Origin of the sequence: Intrasporangium oryzae NRRL B-24470 (assembly GCF_000576595.1) — a bacterium.
In the GTDB taxonomy this organism is placed as follows: Bacteria; Actinomycetota; Actinomycetes; order Actinomycetales; family Dermatophilaceae; genus Intrasporangium_C; species Intrasporangium_C oryzae.
This window is the reverse complement of the sequence record NZ_AWSA01000018.1, coordinates 26,098-44,585: the sequence shown is the minus strand read 5'-3', so window position 1 is coordinate 44,585 and position 18,488 is coordinate 26,098. Positions and strand designations below refer to the sequence as shown.

The 18,488-nt window shown below is 70.6% G+C and carries 14 protein-coding genes and 1 pseudogene; 10 read left to right on the top strand and 5 right to left on the bottom strand.

Going from position 1 to position 18,488, the window contains the following annotated elements; translation table 11 throughout:
- Window positions 1-252 precede the first annotated feature (252 nt).
- Window positions 253-750, bottom strand: a complete 498-nt coding sequence (locus tag N865_RS10045) for a hemerythrin domain-containing protein (protein ID WP_034804999.1) — start codon at window positions 748-750, stop codon at window positions 253-255.
- A gap of 592 nt (window positions 751-1,342) precedes the next feature.
- On the opposite strand from N865_RS10045, the gene N865_RS22705 reads away from it, so the two are divergent.
- The 3 genes and pseudogenes from N865_RS22705 to N865_RS10030 all read left to right on the top strand — a co-directional run bounded on the left by N865_RS22705 (window position 1,343) and on the right by N865_RS10030 (window position 2,494).
- A complete protein-coding gene (locus N865_RS22705; RefSeq protein WP_051510429.1) occupies window positions 1,343-1,735 on the top strand; it encodes a histidine phosphatase family protein in 393 nt (130 codons plus the stop codon).
- 105 nt (window positions 1,736-1,840) lie between these two features.
- A pseudogene (locus tag N865_RS23725) lies at window positions 1,841-2,083 on the top strand (NAD(P)H-hydrate dehydratase); the annotation flags it as partial.
- Window positions 2,063-2,494, top strand: coding sequence for an NAD(P)H-hydrate dehydratase (locus N865_RS10030; RefSeq protein ID WP_281173493.1), 432 nt, complete (start codon window positions 2,063-2,065; stop codon window positions 2,492-2,494). The pseudogene N865_RS23725 and the gene N865_RS10030, both read left to right, overlap by 21 nt.
- A gap of 61 nt (window positions 2,495-2,555) precedes the next feature.
- Here N865_RS10030 and N865_RS10025 read toward each other — a convergent pair whose 3' ends face one another.
- Window positions 2,556-4,907 (bottom strand): arylsulfatase, encoded by a 2,352-nt coding sequence (locus N865_RS10025; RefSeq protein WP_034804995.1) that lies wholly within the window; start codon window positions 4,905-4,907, stop codon window positions 2,556-2,558.
- A 165-nt stretch (window positions 4,908-5,072) separates the two neighbouring features.
- Between N865_RS10025 and N865_RS10020 the strand changes: the two genes are divergently transcribed.
- From N865_RS10020 to N865_RS10005, 4 genes are all read left to right on the top strand, one after another.
- Window positions 5,073-5,555, top strand: coding sequence for a DUF6325 family protein (locus N865_RS10020; RefSeq protein ID WP_034804993.1), 483 nt, complete (start codon window positions 5,073-5,075; stop codon window positions 5,553-5,555).
- A 259-nt stretch (window positions 5,556-5,814) separates the two neighbouring features.
- On the top strand, window positions 5,815-7,146 hold the full coding sequence (locus tag N865_RS10015; protein WP_211244886.1) for an anaerobic sulfatase maturase: 1,332 nt from the start codon (window positions 5,815-5,817) through the stop codon (window positions 7,144-7,146).
- Window positions 7,147-7,257: 111 nt separating this feature from the next.
- Complete coding sequence (locus tag N865_RS10010) at window positions 7,258-8,640, top strand: pyridoxal phosphate-dependent decarboxylase family protein (RefSeq protein ID WP_034804991.1); 1,383 nt, start codon at window positions 7,258-7,260, stop codon at window positions 8,638-8,640.
- Window positions 8,641-8,825: 185 nt separating this feature from the next.
- Window positions 8,826-11,609, top strand: coding sequence for a cation-translocating P-type ATPase (locus N865_RS10005; protein WP_245603719.1), 2,784 nt, complete (start codon window positions 8,826-8,828; stop codon window positions 11,607-11,609).
- Between the two features lie 49 nt (window positions 11,610-11,658).
- Here N865_RS10005 and N865_RS10000 read toward each other — a convergent pair whose 3' ends face one another.
- The gene (locus N865_RS10000; protein WP_051510427.1) at window positions 11,659-13,329 is read right to left on the bottom strand and encodes an MFS transporter; all 1,671 of its coding nucleotides are present in this window, start codon (window positions 13,327-13,329) and stop codon (window positions 11,659-11,661) included.
- A 194-nt stretch (window positions 13,330-13,523) separates the two neighbouring features.
- Here N865_RS10000 and N865_RS23030 point away from each other — a divergent pair, with 194 nt between their 5' ends.
- Complete coding sequence (locus N865_RS23030; protein ID WP_322786059.1) at window positions 13,524-13,940, top strand: MerR family transcriptional regulator; 417 nt, start codon at window positions 13,524-13,526, stop codon at window positions 13,938-13,940.
- A 54-nt stretch (window positions 13,941-13,994) separates the two neighbouring features.
- Window positions 13,995-15,026, top strand: coding sequence for an aldo/keto reductase (locus N865_RS09990; RefSeq protein WP_034804987.1), 1,032 nt, complete (start codon window positions 13,995-13,997; stop codon window positions 15,024-15,026).
- Window positions 15,027-15,095: 69 nt separating this feature from the next.
- Here the strand turns inward: N865_RS09990 and N865_RS09985 are convergent, their stop codons facing one another.
- Window positions 15,096-16,889 carry a hypothetical protein gene (locus N865_RS09985; RefSeq protein ID WP_034804983.1) on the bottom strand — a complete coding sequence of 598 codons (1,794 nt, stop codon included), beginning with the start codon at window positions 16,887-16,889 and terminating at the stop codon, window positions 15,096-15,098.
- A gap of 115 nt (window positions 16,890-17,004) precedes the next feature.
- Between N865_RS09985 and N865_RS09980 the strand changes: the two genes are divergently transcribed.
- Window positions 17,005-17,658: an MBL fold metallo-hydrolase gene (locus N865_RS09980; RefSeq protein WP_034804981.1), complete on the top strand. Its 654-nt coding sequence runs from the start codon at window positions 17,005-17,007 to the stop codon at window positions 17,656-17,658.
- A gap of 62 nt (window positions 17,659-17,720) precedes the next feature.
- On the opposite strand, the gene ppgK is transcribed toward N865_RS09980, so the two are convergent.
- Entirely contained in the window at window positions 17,721-18,485 is a 765-nt protein-coding gene (gene ppgK / locus N865_RS09975) for a polyphosphate--glucose phosphotransferase (RefSeq protein ID WP_034804978.1), read from the bottom strand.
- Between the last annotated feature and the right edge of the window lie 3 nt (window positions 18,486-18,488).

Genomic DNA, 18,488 nt, shown 5'->3' with positions numbered 1-18,488 from the left:
GGGCAGTTGTCACAATCGCAGGGTGCGTTGGGCTCGGTCTCGATGGGGACGGGGGGAACCTGGCCGCTCATGACGCTCCTTCGGGTCACTCGTCCGGCGCGCCCGGAGAGGGGCACAGGCGTCCCGTACCCCCCGCCGGACATCCCACACCGTCTGAGTTCTCGAGTCGTTGAGTGTTGGGCACCAACCCCCTCGTGTCGATGCCCGTGCTCTCGCGGACGCGTTCGCTCCTGTCGCGGGACCGTCTGTTCCTCAGGAGACGACGGCGTCGATGGCCTTCTTCATGGCGCTCGGCTGCTCGGGGCGTCGTGGGGCGCGCTCTCGTGCCTCGAGCAGCTCCTGACCGAGCTCCTGGAGCGTCTTGCGGCCGAGCCCCGCACGGACCTTCGGGAACCAGTCCCGTTCCTCCTCGTTCATGTGGTGCTCGACGTTCTCGATGAGGACGGTGGTCTTGGCGTCGAAGCGCTCGTCGACCGAGTCCATCGAGGCGAGCTCGACGCACAGCACGTCTGCGACGTGGTGCTCCTCGAACGACTCCAGCACGTCGTCCTCGAGGTCGGGGAGCAGCTCACGGACCCTTGGGTACATGACCTCGTTCTCGATGTAGGTGTGGACAGTGAGCAGCTCGAGGATCTTGTCGACGATCGCCTGCTTCCTCGCCGGGGTCTGGTCCGGCTTGCGGAAGGCGGCGAACTGCTTGCGTACCTCCTTGTGGTCGTCCTTGAGCAGGACGATGGCGTCCTTGGACATGGCACTCCTTCGAACGAGGTAGGCGACTCGGGCCATCCGGGTGGACGACCTCCGCCTCCTCCTACCCACTGGCTCGCCGGGTTCACCGGGCCGGACAACCGGAGCGGGGTCCACGTGGTTCGTCCCGCTCCTGACCCCGCCACTGACCCCGCCACTGACCCCGCCACTGACCCCGCCACTGACCCCGCCACTGACCCCGCCACTGACCCCGCCACTGACCCCGCCACTGACCCCGCCACTGACCCCGCCACTGACCCCGCCACTGACCCCGCCACTGACCCCGCCACTGACCCCGCCACTGACCCCGCCACTGACCCCGCCACTGACCCCGCCACTGACCCCGCCACTGACCCCGCCACTGACCCCGCCACTGACCCCGCCACTGACCCCGCCACTGACCCCGCCACTGACCCCGCCACTGACCCCGCCACTGACCCCGCCTCTGACCCCGGCCCCGCACGGTCGTTGGGACCCAGCGGGAGGGGTACGCGGCAGCCATGGAGAGATCGGTCGCGCAGCTCGTCGCCGAGCGGACCCAGGTGGCGGTCCTGTCGTACGCCCCGCAGTCGCTCCGGAAGGATCGAGGCGAGTCATGACGGCGAGCCCCGTCGAGGAGCTCGTGCTCGATGGACTCGTCATGCTCGACCTCGCGTCGATGCACGCAGGTCGGCGGGTCTGGGTCTTCACGCACCAAGCCGTGATCATGGGTTTCCGGCTCGTCCTTGAGGGTCTGGACGAGCGTCGGTTGCTCGAGGTCGACCGCAACGAGCCACTGGGAAGCTCGGTGACGCGGTACCGACGCGGGGCGGATGGGACCCTTCAGCTCGTCAGCTTCGCCGACACCGGGCACCTCGAGGAATCAGAGGTGACGGAGACCCACGAGAACACCGATGAGCCGGACGCGCTCCCTCCGCGCGAGCCGGACGCTGCGCCTCAGGTCGCCCAGGCCGGGCCGATCGGTGCGAACGCCGAGCGGAGGGGCTGAGTGGACCGACCCTCCGTCGTCCCCATCGACCTGGACCTGCTCCGGTCGTGGCCGCTGCCGCCCTAGGGCGGCGACAAGGCCGACCGGGGGACGGTCCTCGTCGTCGGCGGGGCGCGACAGACCTTTGGCGCTCCGCTGCTCGCGGCGGAAGCGGCACTGCGGGTCGGCGCGGGGAAGGTCCAGGTCGCCACTGCAGAGGACACCGCCGAGAATCTCGGGCTGGCGCTGCCCGAGGCGTTCGTCGAGGGCCTGCCGGTGCTGCCGAACGGTGAGCTGGCGCAGACCGGCGCTGAGCGCATCCTCGAGCTGGCCGAGGACGTCGACGTCGTGCTCCCTGGCCCGGGGCTCTCGGAGGACGAGGTCGAGCGCGACCAGCACGACGCCGTGCTCCGCCTGGCCGACGCGACCGGAGCCGTCGTGCTGAGCGGGGGAGAAGTGTCGTATGCCGTGAGCTCGGGCCGTGGGGCCTGGCGCGGCTCGGGCGGTGCTGCGGGGCTCGCCACCGCGGGGTCGGGGGCCGTCAAGGCGGGCGTGGTCGCAGGTCTTCTCGCCCGGGGCGCCTCGCCGGAGCAGGCGGTCGTGTGGGGGAGCTGGGCCCACACGAGCGCGGGTGCCCTCCTCGCCGCCGAGTCTCCCGGGTTCCTCGCCCGAGACGTGATGCGCCTCGTGCCGAGACGGCTGGCTGCTGTCGACGCGTCGACCTCTCGTCGACCGGCTGGGACCACACGAGGGAGGGCGCCTGAAGGCGTGAGGCACTAGCCGAGAGCAGCCGCCTCACGTCTGAGGCGGCTGCTGCACGGCGTGGTCCGCGGTGGAGGCCCTACTGGCGCGCCATGGCGATCCGCAGCTCGGCGTCCTTGTCGACGATGAGCTCTCCGGACAGGTCCACGATGACCTTCTCCAGCGTTCCCGTGAACCGGAAGGGCGCCGCGTACTCGGGCGTCACCGTCGACCCGGGGTCGGCACCGCAGGTCAGCGTGCCGGGGTTGAAGGCGAACGGCGTCGTGTAGGGGACGTCGAGGGCGCCGACCAGCGTGCCGTCGACGTAGAGCTGGAACATCCCAGGCATGCCGTGCCCGTGCGCGAGATCGGGCTCGCCGGTCGGCTCGAACTCGAACCGGAGCACGTGGTCGCCCGGCTCGAGCTCGACGTCCGACGACACCCCGAAGAGGTGGCGTCCGACCCAGTTGTGGACGTAGTGAAGGCGACGGTCCTTGACGAAGAACGAGAAGCCCCCTGCGCGGGTGCCCTGGGCGAGCAGGACGCCCTCGACGCTCGCCTCCCCGATCGTCACGGCCGTCGAGATGCTGTGCGGTCGGTTGAGCAGCCGCGGACCGGCGAAGAACGGCACTGACTGCGTCCCGGGGTAGAACGTGTAGGAGTCGCGTGGCGGCGCCACGAGGGGCTTCTCGCCCACGAACCGGGCGAGCCCGCTGCCGTCGACCGGCAGGACGTCGTACTTGCCCGCCTCGGCGTACCACGTCGCGATGAGCGCGATCAGGCGATCGCGGTTCTCGTCGGCGACGTCATGGCACTCGGCGAAGTCCTCGTCGACGTGGTAGAGCTCCCAGGCATGGGCGTCGAGGTCGCTGAGCGTGCTCGACCAGATCGGCTCACCGAACCCCTTTCCGGCCTCGGCGAACGAGGGGCCCGGCCACGGGCACACCGCCCGCCAGCCGTCGTGATAGAGCGCACGGTGTCCCATCATCTCGAAGTACTGGGTCCGGTGGCGGTTCTCGGCGTCGGCGTTGCGCAGGCTGTCTGCGAGGCTCACGCCGTGGATGGCGGACTGCGTGACGCCTCGGATCGTGGCAGGTGCCGTGATGCCGATCAGGTCGAGCACGGTCGGCACGATGTCGATGATGTGCGCGTACTGGTGGCGGACCTCTCCGTTCGCCGAGATCCCGCGCGGCCAGCTGACGATGAACGGGTCGGTCGAGCCGCCACGGTAGGTCTCGCGCTTCCACCGGCGGAAGGGGGTGTTGCCGGCCCAGGTCCAGCCCCACGGGTAGTGGTTGAAGTGGTCGGGGCCACCGATCTCGTCGATCACCGCGAGGCTGTCCTCGAAGGGCTCGGGGGCGTTGTTGAAGAACTGGGCCTCGTTGGTCGTGCCCGTCGGGCCACCCTCGGCGCTCGCGCCGTTGTCGGAGATGACCATGACGATCGTGTTGTCGAGCTCACTGGTGCGCTCGAGGTAGTCGAGCACCCGGCCGATCTGGTGGTCAGTGTGGGACAGGAAGCCGGCGAAGACCTCCATCATGCGGGCGTAGAGCCGGTGCTGATCGTCGCTGAGGCTGCTCCACTCGGGCACGTCCGGGTCGTGGCGGGACAGCTCGGCGTCCTGGGGGACGACTCCGAGCTCCTTCTGTCGGGCGAAGACGCGCTCGCGGTAGACCTCCCACCCCTCGTCGAAGGCGCCCTTGTAGCGGTCGGCCCAGTCGGCGGGAACGTGGTGGGGTGCGTGCGTCGCACCGGGACAGAAGTGGAGGTAGAAAGGCTTGGCCGGGTCGATCTGCTTGGCGTCGGCGATGAACTGGATTGCTCTGTCCGCGAGGTCCTCCGTCAGGTGGTAGCCCTCCTCCGGTGTGCGGGGCGGATCGACCTGGTGGTTGTCGTAGACCAGGTCGGGATGCCACTGGCTCGTGTCCCCGCCGAGGAAGCCGTAGAAGCGCTCGAAACCGCGCCCGAGTGGCCACCGGGTGTAGGGCCCCGCGGCCGTCTCCTCGTGGCTCGGCAGCAGGTGGTACTTGCCGATGAGGAAGGTGCTGTAGCCGTGCAGGAGAAGCATCTCGGATAGAAGGCCGTTCTCGAACGGGACCATCCCGTTGTAGCCCGGGTATCCGGTGGCTCCTTCGGTGACGCACGCCATCCCGTTGCTGTGGTGGTTGCGTCCGGTGAGGATGCAGGACCGGCTCGGGGAGCAGAGCGCCGTGGTGTGCATGTTGTTGTAGCGCAGGCCACGCTCCGCCAGGCGGTCGAGGTTCGGGGTCCTGATGGGGCTCCCGTAGCACCCGAGGTGACCGAAGCCCGTGTCATCGAGCACGACGATGAGGACGTTCGGCGATCCCTCGCGGGCGCGAAGCGGGCGGGGCCAGGCAGGGACCGACTCATCAGGCGTCCGCCCGATGACGCCGGGGAAGCTCGTTCCGGGCTCGTACTCGTTGAGGGCCATGGCTCAGTCACCTTCCGTTTCGTGGGTCTCCTCCTACCGTCCGCGCCGGACCGCGTCGGGGCCTCATCCGCGGTGAGTGATGCGTTTCTCGGCCCGGCCGGTTGACGATGGCGTGGATGCCGGGTCTGCGTCCGGACCCGGCGCGTGATACCGGGAGGGCACGACATGAGTGACCAGATGACCCACGAGACCACCGAGTCGGTGGACGAGCTCGGCCCCGTCGACTGGCTCGTGGTCGAGTTCCCCGGCAGCAGGTTCCGGGGCGAGATCGCACCCGCGCTCGACGAGCTGGTGCAGGCCGGCACGATCCGCGTGCTCGACCTGCTGCTGATGAAGAAGGCCGAGGACGGCAGCCTCGACGTCTACGAGCTGAGCGACCTCGACGAGAGCGAGATCGGGACGCTGCGCCTGTACGAGGCCGAGCTGGCAGGACTCCTCGGCGCCGAGGACGTCGAAGCGGTTGCCGAGGCCATCGAGCCGGGCAGCACGGCGGCCCTGCTCGTCTGGGAGAACACCTGGGCTGCGCCCTTCGGCTCGGCCGTGCGCCGGGCCGGCGGTCAGCTCGTCGCCACGGGCCGCATCCCCATCCAGGCACTGCTGGCCGCCATCGAGGCCGAAGAGGCAAGCGAAGAGGAAGAGGAGATCTGACATGCCACTCGCAGCACGCAGGGCCCGGCGAGGCGTCATCGGTGCACCGGTGGCTCGGACCGCCGCAGTCGTCGGAACGGCCGCAGTGGTCGCACACGGGGTCAACCGGCGCAGCGACCGTCGTGAGGACCGCCGTGACGACCGCCGCGACCGTCGAGGCTGACCAGCCACGACCGACGCGGCGACTCGCGCACCCACGAAGCGACGACGAGACGGAGAGTCGACGATGACCGGCACGGCTCCCTCGGCTTTCCACGTCATGGCGAAGCCGACGGGAGCCGTCTGCAACCTCGACTGTGAGTACTGCTTCTTCCTGTCGAAGGACCAGCTGTACCCGGGCAGCGACTTCCGCATGAACCCCGAGGTCCACGAGGCCTACATCGCCCAGCTCCTCGAGGCCCACACGGGCCCCGACGAGGTGGTGGTCGCCTTCCAGGGGGGTGAGCCGACGATGATGGGGCTCGACTTCATGCGTCGGACGGTCGAGCTCGAGGAGGAGCACCGGCGCCCGGGACAGACCATCCTCAACACGATCCAGACCAACGGAACGCTCCTCGACGACGAGTGGGGGGAGTTCCTGCACGAGCACCGCTTCCTGGTCGGGATCTCCATCGACGGCCCGCGCGCCCTGCACGATGCCTACCGGGTCGACAAGGGAGGCAAGCCGACCTTCGACCGGGTCCTGCGCGGCCTCGAGGTCCTGCGTCGGCACGGAGTCGACTGGAACGCGCTGACGACGGTCAACGCGGCGAACGGCGACCACGGCCGGGAGGTCTACACGTTCCTGCGGGACGACCTCGGCGCGGAGTTCGTCCAGCTGATCCCGATCGTGGAGCGCGTGACGGCCGAGCAGCTTCCGCTCGCCGCGACCGGTTGGGGCCGCAGGCACGGCGAGCGGCCGCTCTACCGCCAGGCCGGTGACCTCGTCACCCACCGCACGGTCGGTGCCGAGCAGCTCGGCCAGTTCCTCGTCGAGGTCTTCGAGGAGTGGGCTCGCCACGACGTCGGGGACGTCTTCGTCCAGATGTTCGACACGGCCCTCGCGCACTGGATGGGTCTCGACCAGGTGGGGATGTGCGTCCACGCGCGGACCTGCGGTTCGGCGCTCGCGCTCGAGCACAACGGCGACCTCTACGCGTGCGACCACTACGTCGAGGAGGACTACCTGCTCGGCAACATCCGTGGGGGCCGACCGCTGCTCGCGCTGGCGACCTCGCCGCGGCAGCAGGAGTTCGGTCGCGCCAAGCTCGACTCCTTGCCGGCCCAGTGCCTTTCATGTGATGTCCGCTTCGCCTGCAACGGCGGCTGCCCAAAGGACCGGTTCCTGACCACATCGGACGGCGAGTCGGGACTGCACTATCTCTGCGCCGGCTACCAGCGGTTCTTCCGCCACGTCGACGGGCCGATGAAGGTCATGGCCGCGCTGCTCGCCCAGGGGGCCGACGCCACCGGCGTCCGGGAGTGGTATGCCGCCCGGGACGCTCGCCGGGCGCCGGCCGACCCGTGCCCGTGCGGGAGCGGCCGGGGCTGGGCCGACTGCCATGGCGCGCCCAGCGACGGCGGTCTGAAGCCCGTGGAGGCCCGCCGCTGAGCGGCGGGGCCCGGGTTCGCGGGCCTTGGCAGAGGTCCGCAGGTCCGGCGAGAGCGAACGGCCTGAAGGGTTCCGCTGCGGACCGGAGGCCGCGCGGGGCAGGCTTCACCTATGTCTGTCGATCTGACGCAGGTGTTCACGCAGGCCGCCCTCGCCTCGGCGCACTACCGGAGTGTCGTCGGCGACCTTCCGGTCGCCCCGAAGCCCGAGACGGTCGAGTCCGGTCCGCCGTTCGACATGCCGCTGCAGCGCCACGCGATGCCCGCCGAGCAGGTCGTCGACGAGCTCGTCGCGGCCGCGACACCACGGCTCGTCGGCACGACCGGGCCGCGGTTCTTCGGCTTCGTCATCGGCGGCGCGTCGGCTGCGGCGACGGCCGCCGACATCCTCACCGCGGGCTGGGACCAGTGTGGCTACAACGAGGTCCTCTCGCCCGCGGCGGCCGGCGCCGAGCGGGCGGCGGCCACGTGGCTCAAGCAGCTCCTCGGCCTGCCGTCGGACGCCAGTGCCGGGTTCGTCACGGGCGCGCAGGCCGCCAACACCGTCGGTCTCGCCGTCGGACGCCATCGGGTCCTCGCGAACGTCGGATGGGATGTCGCCCGTGACGGGCTCTTCGGAGCGCCACGGATCAGGGTCGTCGCGGGCGAGGAACGGCACGCGACGATCGACCGGGCCCTGCGGCTGCTCGGCTTCGGGACGAGCTCGCTCGAGCTCGTCGCGGCGGCCCCGGACGGCTCGATCGACGTGGGCGCCCTGCGCTACGTCCTCGAGGCGGAGCCGGGCGAGCCGACGATCGTCTGCCTCCAGGCGGGCAACGTCAACACAGGCGCGAGCGACCGCTTCGAGGACGCGATCCCGGTGGCCCGCGGCCACGGCGCGTGGGTCCACGTCGACGGGGCGTTCGGTCTGTGGGCCGCCGCGAGCCCGCGGACCGCGGACCAGGTGGCAGGAGTGGGGGAGGCCGACTCGTGGGGCACCGACGCCCACAAGTGGCTCAACGTCCCCTACGACAGTGGTCTCGCGTTCTGCCGGTACCCCGCCGACCACGCCGCGGCGATGTCCTACTCGGCGTCGTACCTCGTCGGCTCGGGAAGCACATCCGACTTCGTCCTCGGTGACCTCGTCCCCGAGTCGTCCCGTCGGGCGAGGGGTTTCGCGGTGTGGGCGGCCCTCCGGTCCCTCGGCCTCGACGGCGTGACCGAGCTGGTCGACCGGTGCTGCGACCTCGCCCGGCGCATGGCCGCCCGTCTCGAGGCCGGAGGAGCGACGATCCACAATGACGTCGTCCTCAACCAGGTGCTCGTCAGCTTCGGCGACCCGTCGCGGACGGACGCGATCATCGAGGCGGTCCAGCGCGACGGCACATGCTGGGTCGGCGGGACGACGTGGCGGGGAGACCGCCTCATGCGCGTCTCCGTCTCCAACGGGACGACGACGGAGCACGACATCGACGTCTCCGCGGACGCCATCCTCCGCGCCGCCGCGTCGGTCTGAGCCCCCGCCCCTCCGAGAGGGGGCGTATGCCGCTGGGCCCGCTCGGCGGCATACGCCTCGTCTGCGTCCCCCGCCGGTTTCGTCGAGCCGACCGGAAGAGGCGGCACAGCCGCTATGTTGCGAAGTGATACACGTTCGCCGCCGCCGAGGAGGCCGGCGGAAGCCGATGTGGAGGGGGACGACTCGTGAGCGAGAAGGCAATGGGAGTCAAGCCGACGGGCGCGGAGCCCTCTCCGTACGCGCTCGACGCCGATGAGGTCGTCGCGGCAGCGGGCTCGGACACGGCCTCCGGGCTGACGGCGTCCGAGGCGGCAAGCCGGCTCTCGGCGTACGGCGCGAACGAGATCGCCGCCGAGCCGCAGCCGTCCGTGTGGGCCATCGCCGCCGTGCAGCTGCGTGATCCGATGAACATCATGCTGGTCGCCGTCGTCGTGGTGAGCCTGCTGATAGGCGAGATATCCACCGGGGTCATCGTCGCCCTGCTCATCCTGTTGAACGTCGGACTGGGCACGCGGCAGGAGCTGACGGCCCGGGCCAGCGTCGACGCACTCGCCAAGATGCAGGTGCCGCAGGCGCGTGTGGTCCGAGACGGCGACGTGACGATGATCGCCGCGACCGACCTCGTTCCCGGCGACATCGTCCAGCTCGAAGCCGGCGACATCGTGCCCGCCGACGGACGCATCGTCCGGTCCGCGACCCTCGAGGCCCAGGAGGCGGCACTCACCGGCGAGAGCGCGCCGATCCCCAAGGACTCGGGTCGGCTGGCCTCTGCCGACGTGGCCCTTGGCGACCGGACGAACATGCTGTTCCAGAACACGTCGGTCACCCGGGGGACGGGCACCATCGTCGTCACGGCGACCGGGATGCAGACGCAGATGGGGCGGATCGCGACCATGCTCACGTCAGTGACGCGCACCCGCTCGCCCCTGCAGAGGGAGCTGGACTCGCTGACGAAGGTCCTGGGTGTCATCGCGTGGGGAGCGGTTGCCGTCATCGTGGTGGTCGGCCTGATCCGGGGAATCCCGGGCAAGGACCTGCTCCTGCTGGGCACCGCGATGGCGATCTCGGCGATCCCGACGGGTATGCCGGCGTTCGTCTCGGGGCTGCTGTCGCTCGGTGCCAAGCAGCTCGCCGAGGCGAAGGCGGTCGTCAAGAACCTGACGGACGTCGAGACCCTCGGCGCGACGAGCGCGATCAACACCGACAAGACCGGGACGCTCACGTTGAACCAGATGATGGTCTCGACGCTCTACGCCGCGGGGTCCTGGTTCACCGTCGACGGGGAGGGTTACCGCAAGAGCGGCGCGATCCGGTCGGTGGCGGGCATCCCTGTTCCCGACTTCTCGCGGCTCGCCCTGGGCCTGGCCCTCGACAGCGACGCGGTGGTGGGCGACGACGGGTCGGTGATCGGCGACCCGACCGAGGCGGCCCTCGTCGTCCTCGCGGCCAAGCTGGGGGTCGATGCCGAGGAGACGCGGCGTGCCTATCCGCGGCTGTCCGAAGTCCCGTTCGACTCCGAGTACAAGTTCATGGCAACGTTCCACCGGGTTCGCGTCGACGGGGTGGAGCATGTCATCGAGCTCGTGAAGGGCGCCCCCGACGTCGTCCTCGCCCGGTGCACTGCGGCCGGAGGGCCTCTGAGCGGGTCTGAGGTCCCCATCGCCGAGGCGAGGTCCGGCATCACCGAGGCAAACATGCGAATGGGGCAGAAGGGCCTGCGCGTCCTCGCGTTCGCCGCGCGACTCGTCGCTGACGACGAGCTGACGACGATGACCGACGACCCCATGTCCTTGACCCATGAACTGTCCTTCGTCGGGCTGGCCGGCATCATCGATCCCCTTCGGGCCGAGGCCAGGAGCGCGGTCACGACGGCGCTCACGGCCGGCATCGACGTCCGCATGATCACCGGTGACCACGCAGTCACCGCCCAGGCGATCGGGGAGGACCTCGGCCTGGGTCCCGGCGCGATCAGCGGGACGGAGCTGCAGGCCCTCAGCGACGAGGACCTCAAGCGACGGCTGCCGGACCTGCACGTGTTCGGACGGGTGACGCCCGAGGACAAGCTCCGGTTGGCCCGGGCGATGCAGGAGGTCGGCCTGATCGTGGCCATGACCGGCGACGCCGTCAATGATGCGGCCGCACTCAAGCAGGCGGACATCGGCGTGGCGATGGGAAGTGGGAGTGAGGTGACGAAGCAGGCGGCGCGCATGGTGCTCACCGATGACAACTTCGGCACCCTCGTCCATGCCGTGGAGATCGGACGGCGCGTCTACGACAAGGTCGTCTCGTACGTGCGTTACCAGATGACCCAACTGCTGTCCCTGGTCTTCCTCTTCCTCGCGGCGACCGCCTTCAACATCAACCAGGGTGTGGCGATGACGCCGTCCATGGTGCTGTTCCTGCTGTTCTTCGCCACGGCGGTCGGCGTCATCATCATCGCCGTCGACCCCGGGGACCCCGACGTCATGCACCGTCCCCCGCGGGACCCTGCCGTGCCGATCACGAACCGGCCGGCGGTGCTCATGTGGGTGGTCTACGCCTTCGTGCTGTTCGTCGCCGCGGTGGTCCCCCTGGTGGCCGGCCCCGACGAACCGAGCGCCACGCATCCCACGGTGTCGATGACGATGACCTTCGTGGTCATGGGTCTGGGGACCACGTTCAACGCTGTGGTCAACCGACGTGACCCGACCAGCGGTCTGACACCGCCGATCGCCAAGGCTCTCGCGATCGGGCTGATCCCCCTCGGCATGACGTTCCTGGCCACCCAGCTCCCTGGGCTCCAGAGCGGCCTGCTCACCACGCCGCTGACCCTGAGTGAGTGGCTCGCCTGCGCGGGGCTGGCCCTCGTCCTGCCCGTTGTCGTGGAGCTCGGCAAGGTGATCAGGCGGCGCCGGCAGCCGAAGCCGACCACGCTGGCCCCGGAGTACGCGGTCGCTCCGGCGCGCGCGTGGACGCCTCAGCAGACGTAGCGCACTCCCTCCCCTCAGCGGGCACCACGTGGATCCGGAGAGCCCGCTGTCACGAATCCGTCGTGGGGCGATCGAGTGGTGCCTCGCTGGGTGAGGACGACTCGGGGCGGCCGGGCGGGCGAACCGGTATCGAGCCCGTGAAGAAGAGGGCGACGAGGGCGATCAGCGCGAGGACGATGAGCGCGGCACGGAGGCCGTCGAGCCGCGCCTGCGTGTTCTCGTCGACGATCGCCGTGGCGGTCTCGCCGGTGATCCCGGCCTCCGCGAGGGCCGCCTCGAGCTGGGAGTCGGGGATGAAGGGCACTCCCGTGTCGAGCTGGACCTGGGCCTGTGAGCTGAGGCTCGGGGGGATGGCCGGGTTGTCCTTGATGCCCGTGAAGAACGACGCCGTGAGGACGGTCATGAGAACGGCACCGATGAAGGCGGTCCCGATCGACGCACCGAGGTTGGTGACGGTGTTCTGGATCCCGCCCACCTCGGGGCTCTGCTCGTCGGGGACCGCCGACACGGTGACCGCGCCGAGCTGAGAGGCGAGCGCCCCGATGCCGAGGCCGGCGAGGAGCAGTGGACCGGTCACGACCTCCGGGCCGACGCCGAGCTCGAGGGCGCCTGCGAGGACGACGATCCCGGTGAGGAGCAGGATGATGCCGATGCGCACGACCAGGCGCGGCGAGGCCTTCGGCCAGAAGCGCGGGATCCCGAGCGCTGCGGCGAGGAGCGTGATGGACAGGGGCATGATCCGCAGCCCGGTGTCGATCGCGGACAACCCGAGGGCGACCGAGAGGAAGAGCGGCACCGCGAAGAAGAGGCCGGCCTGGAGGAGGAACTGGAAGAAGAAGGCGACCAGCCCGCCACGGAGCTGTCGGATGCGCAGGATGCTCGGGTCGAGCAGCGCCTGCTCGCCGCGCTCGAGGCGTCGCGTCTCCCAGCTCATGAAGACCCGCAGGACGATTCCGCCGGCCACGACCATCCACACGACCAGCGACATCCCGAGCCACGACGGTGCCTCGGGCCGCGGCCGGACGAAGCCCCACGTCCCGCCCTTGAGGATGCCGTAGACGACGAGGCCGAGGCCGAGCGCCGAGAGCGCGGTCCCGACGAGGTCGAGCCTGGCCTCCTTGTCGGGGGGCGTGTCGACGATCCGCCGGGCGAAGAGCACGATCATCGCGACGATGACGACCTCGCCCGCGAAGACCCAGCGCCACGAGGCGTACGTCGTGAGCAGGCCGCCGATGAGGGGTCCGACGGCGACGGCGATCGCCCCGGAGGCGGCGACGATGCCGTAGGCCCGGGGGCGGGCCTCGGGAGCGAAGTTCGAGGCGACGAGGGCGACGATGGCCGGCATGATGAGAGCGGCGCCGAGCCCCTCGAGGAGGGACCAGCCGAGGAGCAGCACTCCGAGGTTGGGAGCGAGGGCGGTCGTGAGCGACCCGGCCCCGTAGACGACGCACCCGATCGCGAAGGCGCGCTTGCGGCCGAGGATGGCCCCGATCTTGCCTCCGGTGATCATCAGGGACGCCATGACGAGCGTGTAGAGGGTGATGGCCGTCTGGATGCCGCTCACGGTCGTGCCCAGGTCGTTGGCGACGGTCGCGATCGACACGTTCATGACCGAGCTGTCGAGCGTCATGAGGAACTGGCCCGCGGCCAGGGTCAGCAGGACCGTGGTCGAGGCGGCGGCCGCGCTCGACGCGACGGTGGCGTTGCGGTGTTGCGACATGGAGCTCTCCTCAGCCCGGGTGCTACCGCCAACATGCCAGAGGCGCGGCGCTGCTCAGTGCAGAACGGCGAGACACGCGCAGTGCCCTGCGCCACGCGCCTGCCCGTCCCCCTGCCTGTGTCCCTTCCCGTGCCCGTGCCCCAGCCCGTACCCCGCCTTGACGTCGTGGGTGACCGCAGGCGCATCATCGGTCGGTGACCACGACGACGCCGATGCCCGCACGGACGACTGCTGCGCGGGCCGGACTGACCATTGCGGAGGCCTCCGCGCGGACCGGGCTGACGCCCCATACCCTGCGCTACTACGAGCGCGACGGTCTCATGCTCCGGGAGGTGGGACGGACCGCGTCCGGGCACCGCGTCTACACGGACGCCGACCTCGCCTGGGTCACGATGCTGACCCGCCTGCGCGCCACGGGCATGCCGATCCGCGAGATGAGAGAGTATGCCGCCCTGTGCCGTCGGGGGGAGGGCAACGAGGAGTCCCGCCTGGGCCTGCTGCAGGCGCACCGGTCGCGGGTCCTCGAGCAGCTCGCCGCCGTGACTGACCACCTCGGGGCGATCGACGAGAAGATCGGGATCTACCGGGGGCGCCTCGGCCGCCCGGCCTGAGCGCGTCGGAGGGGCCTTGACTTCGAGCGCGCTCGAAGGCGTTGACTCGAGTTCATGACGAACGAGAACACCACCCACGGAAGCACCCCGAGCGAGCTCGCGGCACGCACCCTCGGCACCGTCGCGCCCCTGACCGTGTCGTGCCTCGGGCTCGGCTGCATGGGGATGTCGGAGTTCTACGGCACCGGCGACGAGAAGGAGGCCGTCACGACGATCCACCGGGCCATCGAGCTCGGCGTCACCTTCCTCGACACCGCCGACATGTACGGACCCTTCACGAACGAGAAGCTCGTCGGCCGGGCGATCGCCGGTCGCCGGGACGGCATCGTGCTCGCGACGAAGTTCGGCAACGAGCGGGCGGAGGACGGCACGCGACTCGGCATCAACGGTCGCCCGGAGTACGTGCGTGCGGCCGCGGACGCCTCCCTCCGACGGCTCGGCGTCGACCACATCGACCTCTACTACCAGCACCGGGTCGACAAGACCGTGCCGATCGAGGAGACGGTCGGGGCCATGGCCGAGCTGGTCACCGCGGGGAAGGTCCGCTACTTGGGCCTTTCCGAGGCGTCCCCGGAGACGATCCGCCGCGCGCACGCCGTGCACCCGATCACCGCGCTGCAGACCGAGTACTCCCTGTTCACCCGGGACGTGGAGGACGAGATCCTGCCGACGCTGCGCGAGCTCGGCATCGGGCTCGTGCCCTACTCGCCGCTCGGCCGCGGCATCCTCACGGGTGCCATCGCCTCGCCCGACGACCTCGACGCGGACGACTCACGCCGGAGCGCCTACTTCCCGCGGTTCCAGGGTGAGGCGCTCGAGGTGAACCTCGCCCTCGTGGCCCGGGTGCGAGACCTCGCCACGGACAAGGGCGTCACCCCCGGACAGCTCGCCCTGGCCTGGGTCCTCGCACAGGGCGAGGACATCGTGCCGATCCCCGGGACGAAGCGCGTGCGCTACCTCGAGGAGAACGTCGGCGCGGCCGGACTGCGGCTCGGCGCCGCCGACCTCGCAGCACTCGAGGCGGCGGTGCCGCGCGACGCGGTCGCGGGTGCGCGCTACGGCGACATGTCGACGATCGACTCCTGACGCGCCTTCGACCCGTATGCCGCTGAGCGCGCCGGCCGTCCTCCGTCACGTCGCGGAGAAGCGGGCGGCTCAGCGGCGCAGGGCGTCGCGGAGGTTGATCACGAGAATGACGATGGCGACGCCCACGAGCGTCCAGTACGAGACGATCTGCCAGCTGCCGAGATAGAGGTCGAACAGGTTGAGCACGAGGGTCAGGGCCATGACCCTGGCGATGAAAGCGAGGAAGTAGCCGCGTGTGAAGGCCTCCACGGAGAGCACGATGACGATGAGCCCGACGGCATAGGCCCAGCGTTGGTAGGTGTCCGGGTTGAAGAGGACCGCGATGAGGAACACGACGAGCGGCGTGCTGATGACCGACCAGGCGCCGAGCACGCGGGCTCGGCCGCGCTCGCTCGCGTGGATCGGCAGCCGGCGATGAAGCAGGTGGGTGTGGGGGTCGCTCGGGGGAAGGCCGTCGCGCAGCGCCCTCTCGAGGCGGGACCGCTCGTCGCGCAGTCGCACCGCCTCGAGACGCGCGGCGGTTCGCTGTCGCTCGTCGGGTTCGAGGGCGCGCACGGCGGGGCTCGCCGCGCCCAGGCCCGCGGCCCGGCTGGCGAGGGAGTCGCCGGCCCTTTCGGTCTCCGCCTCGACCTGGCCGAGCTGCTCGTCGATGTCGGCGATCCGCCGCCTGATCAGGTTCTCCTCGGCGACCGGGTTGGGGGCGACCTTCGCGAGCCCGGCCCAGCCGACCGGGTCGCCCCACGACATCCGCACGGTGGCGTTGCGCTCGTAGCGGGGGCCGGCCGGCCCACGCTCACCACCGAGGCGGTCGCGGGTGTCGTGGCCCCAGAGACCCCGGTAGTCGCGGACCCACGGGGTGTCCTCGTCGATGTGCACGGCCGACCATGTGCGTTCCTGCCACGGGCCGATCGAGGACCCGTCGCCCCGGGCGTAGTCGATGTAGGGGATCCCCAGCCCGGAGCCCTGCGCCGCCCGGCTCCACGGGGTGAAGACCTTGGCGAGGCGCCGGACGCCCGGGACGATGCCGCCCCACGAGGGCGGCACGATGGTGATGAGGTAGTCGCCGGGCAGGTAGGCGCCCGAGTGGGATCCGGCGCCGACGAACACGACCGGGTGGCGACCGTTGACTACGGTCACGTCCGGGTCGTCCCAGCGGCGGCGCAGGTCGTCGCCCGTCTCGTCGTGGGCGGAGAAGACGACCCAGCGCGGGGGCGGTAGCCCTTCTGGGTCGACGGGTCCGGATCCGTCGAGGTAGATCGTCACCTGCTCCCAGTCGCCCTCGTGCTCGTTGACGCCGGAGAAGCCGGACCGCCAGTTGTTGAAGGCGTAGAAGAACCAGTACTGGCACACGATCCAGGGACCGTCCCTGAGAACGCGCCCGTAGTAGGTGGCGCGGTCGGGACGCAGGTGGTCGGTCTGCGCGGCGAGCGACGAGTTCGCGCTCCCGCCCGGGACGGCGCCTCGCACGAGCAGCGACAGGCGGCTCAGGGTGTCGATGGTTCGTCCGAGGAGCCCGACCTGCGCGAGCCGACTGCCGGCGCGGAACCGCGGTCGGCGCCCCCGGCGGAACCACGACCCGATGCGCTCCCAGAACGACCTGGGGTCGCCGATGTCGCTGAGCGACAGCCCGGGCCCGTCGCGCCCGGCGCCGATCCGCGCCAGTGCATCGAGGGTCAGGGCCCCCGGAGACGCGACGACGGTCGACCGGTCGTCCGGACCTTCGAGCCAGAGGGTCGATCGCCGGACGAACCCCTCGACGGCGACCGGGACGAAGTACTCGCCGCGCGTCAGGCGGAGCACCGGCTCGTAGGCTCGGAGCAGCTCGAGGTCGCCGTCGGACGGCTGCTCGTGCTCCTCGTCCATCGACACCACCTCGCGCCGGGGCGGACCCCTCGGCCCGCCGTGCCACGAGTCTGGCACCGTGAGCCGCGCCGCGTCAGGGGCTCGCACCGGCGGCCGCCTGGGTTACGTTGGGCTGGTGCGCGTCACTCACCTCGGACATGCCTGCCTCCTCGTCTCGATCGCCGACCGGAGGATTCTCATCGACCCGGGCAATTTCTCGTCCGGTTTCGAGGACCTGCGGGACCTCGACGCGATCATCGTGACGCACAACCATCCCGACCACTTCGACCCCGGACCGGCCGGTCGCGTCGTCCGCGACAACCCGAATGCGAGCGTGCACACCGACCCCCTGACGGCGGAGAAGCTGCGCGAGGAGGGGTTGCCGGCCCGACCCACGAGGCAGGGCGAGCCGTTCGAGGTGGGTGACGTGACGGTCCACCCCGTCGGGGAGCTGCACGCCTTCAACCACCCGGCGATGGAGCGCATCCCCAACGTCGGAGTCGTGCTTCGGGCCGACGGCGAGCCGTCGCTCTTCCACCCCGGCGATGCCTACGACGCCGAGCCGGGCCCCGTCGACGTCCTCGCGCACCCGCTCAACGCGCCCTGGGCCGCGAGCCGTGACTCGATCGCCTTCGTCGCGCGCATCGCCCCCAGGGCGATGACCCCGATCCACGACGCGCTGCTGTCCGATGTCGGCCGGCGGATGTATGCCGGCCACATCGAGAACTTCTCGGGCGTCGAGGGACTCACGTACACCGACCTGCGCGACGGCGAGTCGACCACCTTCTGAGGCGCCGGGTGCCCGGCGCCTCGGGTGGGTGAGGGGCCGCGGGCGGGACCCGCGGCCGTCCGTCACTTCTTGGCGAGGTCGACCGCGAGGTGTGCCGCGCCGATGATGCCGGCCTGGTTGCGCAGCTGGGCGGGCACGATCGGGGCCCGGAGGCGAAGGTGCGGCAGGAAGTCGTCGGAGTCCTTGGAGATCCCGCCGCCGACGATGATGAGATCGGGGGAGAAGAGGCGCTCGAGCATCGAGTAGTACCGCTGGAGGCGTTCGATGTACTCCTCCCAGGAGAGGTTCTCGATGTCCTTGCGCGACGACGCGGCGATGTCCTCGGCGTCGTGGCCGTCCATCTCGAGGTGGCCGAGCTCGGAGTTGGGGACGAGACGGCCCTCGTGGATGATCGCCGAGCCGATGCCGGTGCCGAGGGTCGTGAGGATGACGAGCCCCTGGACCCCCTTGGCCGCGCCGTAGTAGAGCTCGGCGAGCCCCGCCGCGTCGGCGTCGTTGAGGACGGTGACCGACCGGCCCGTGTGCTCCTTGATGAGCGCCTCGGCGTCGGTGTTGACCCAGGCGGGGTCGATGTTGGCGGCGGAGAGCACGGTCCCGCGGATGACGACGGCGGGCACGGTCACGCCGATGGGGGAGTCGTCGGTGACGTCGGCGAAGTAGTCGACGATCTCGTCGACGACCGCGGCCACGGCGTCCGGGGTCGCCGGCTTCGGCGTGTCGATCCGGAGGCGCTCGCCCGCGAGTTCGCCCCGCTTGAGGTCGACGGGCGCACCCTTGATGCCGCTGCCGCCGATGTCGATGCCGAGGGGCGTGCCCTTCTTGCCCATTGT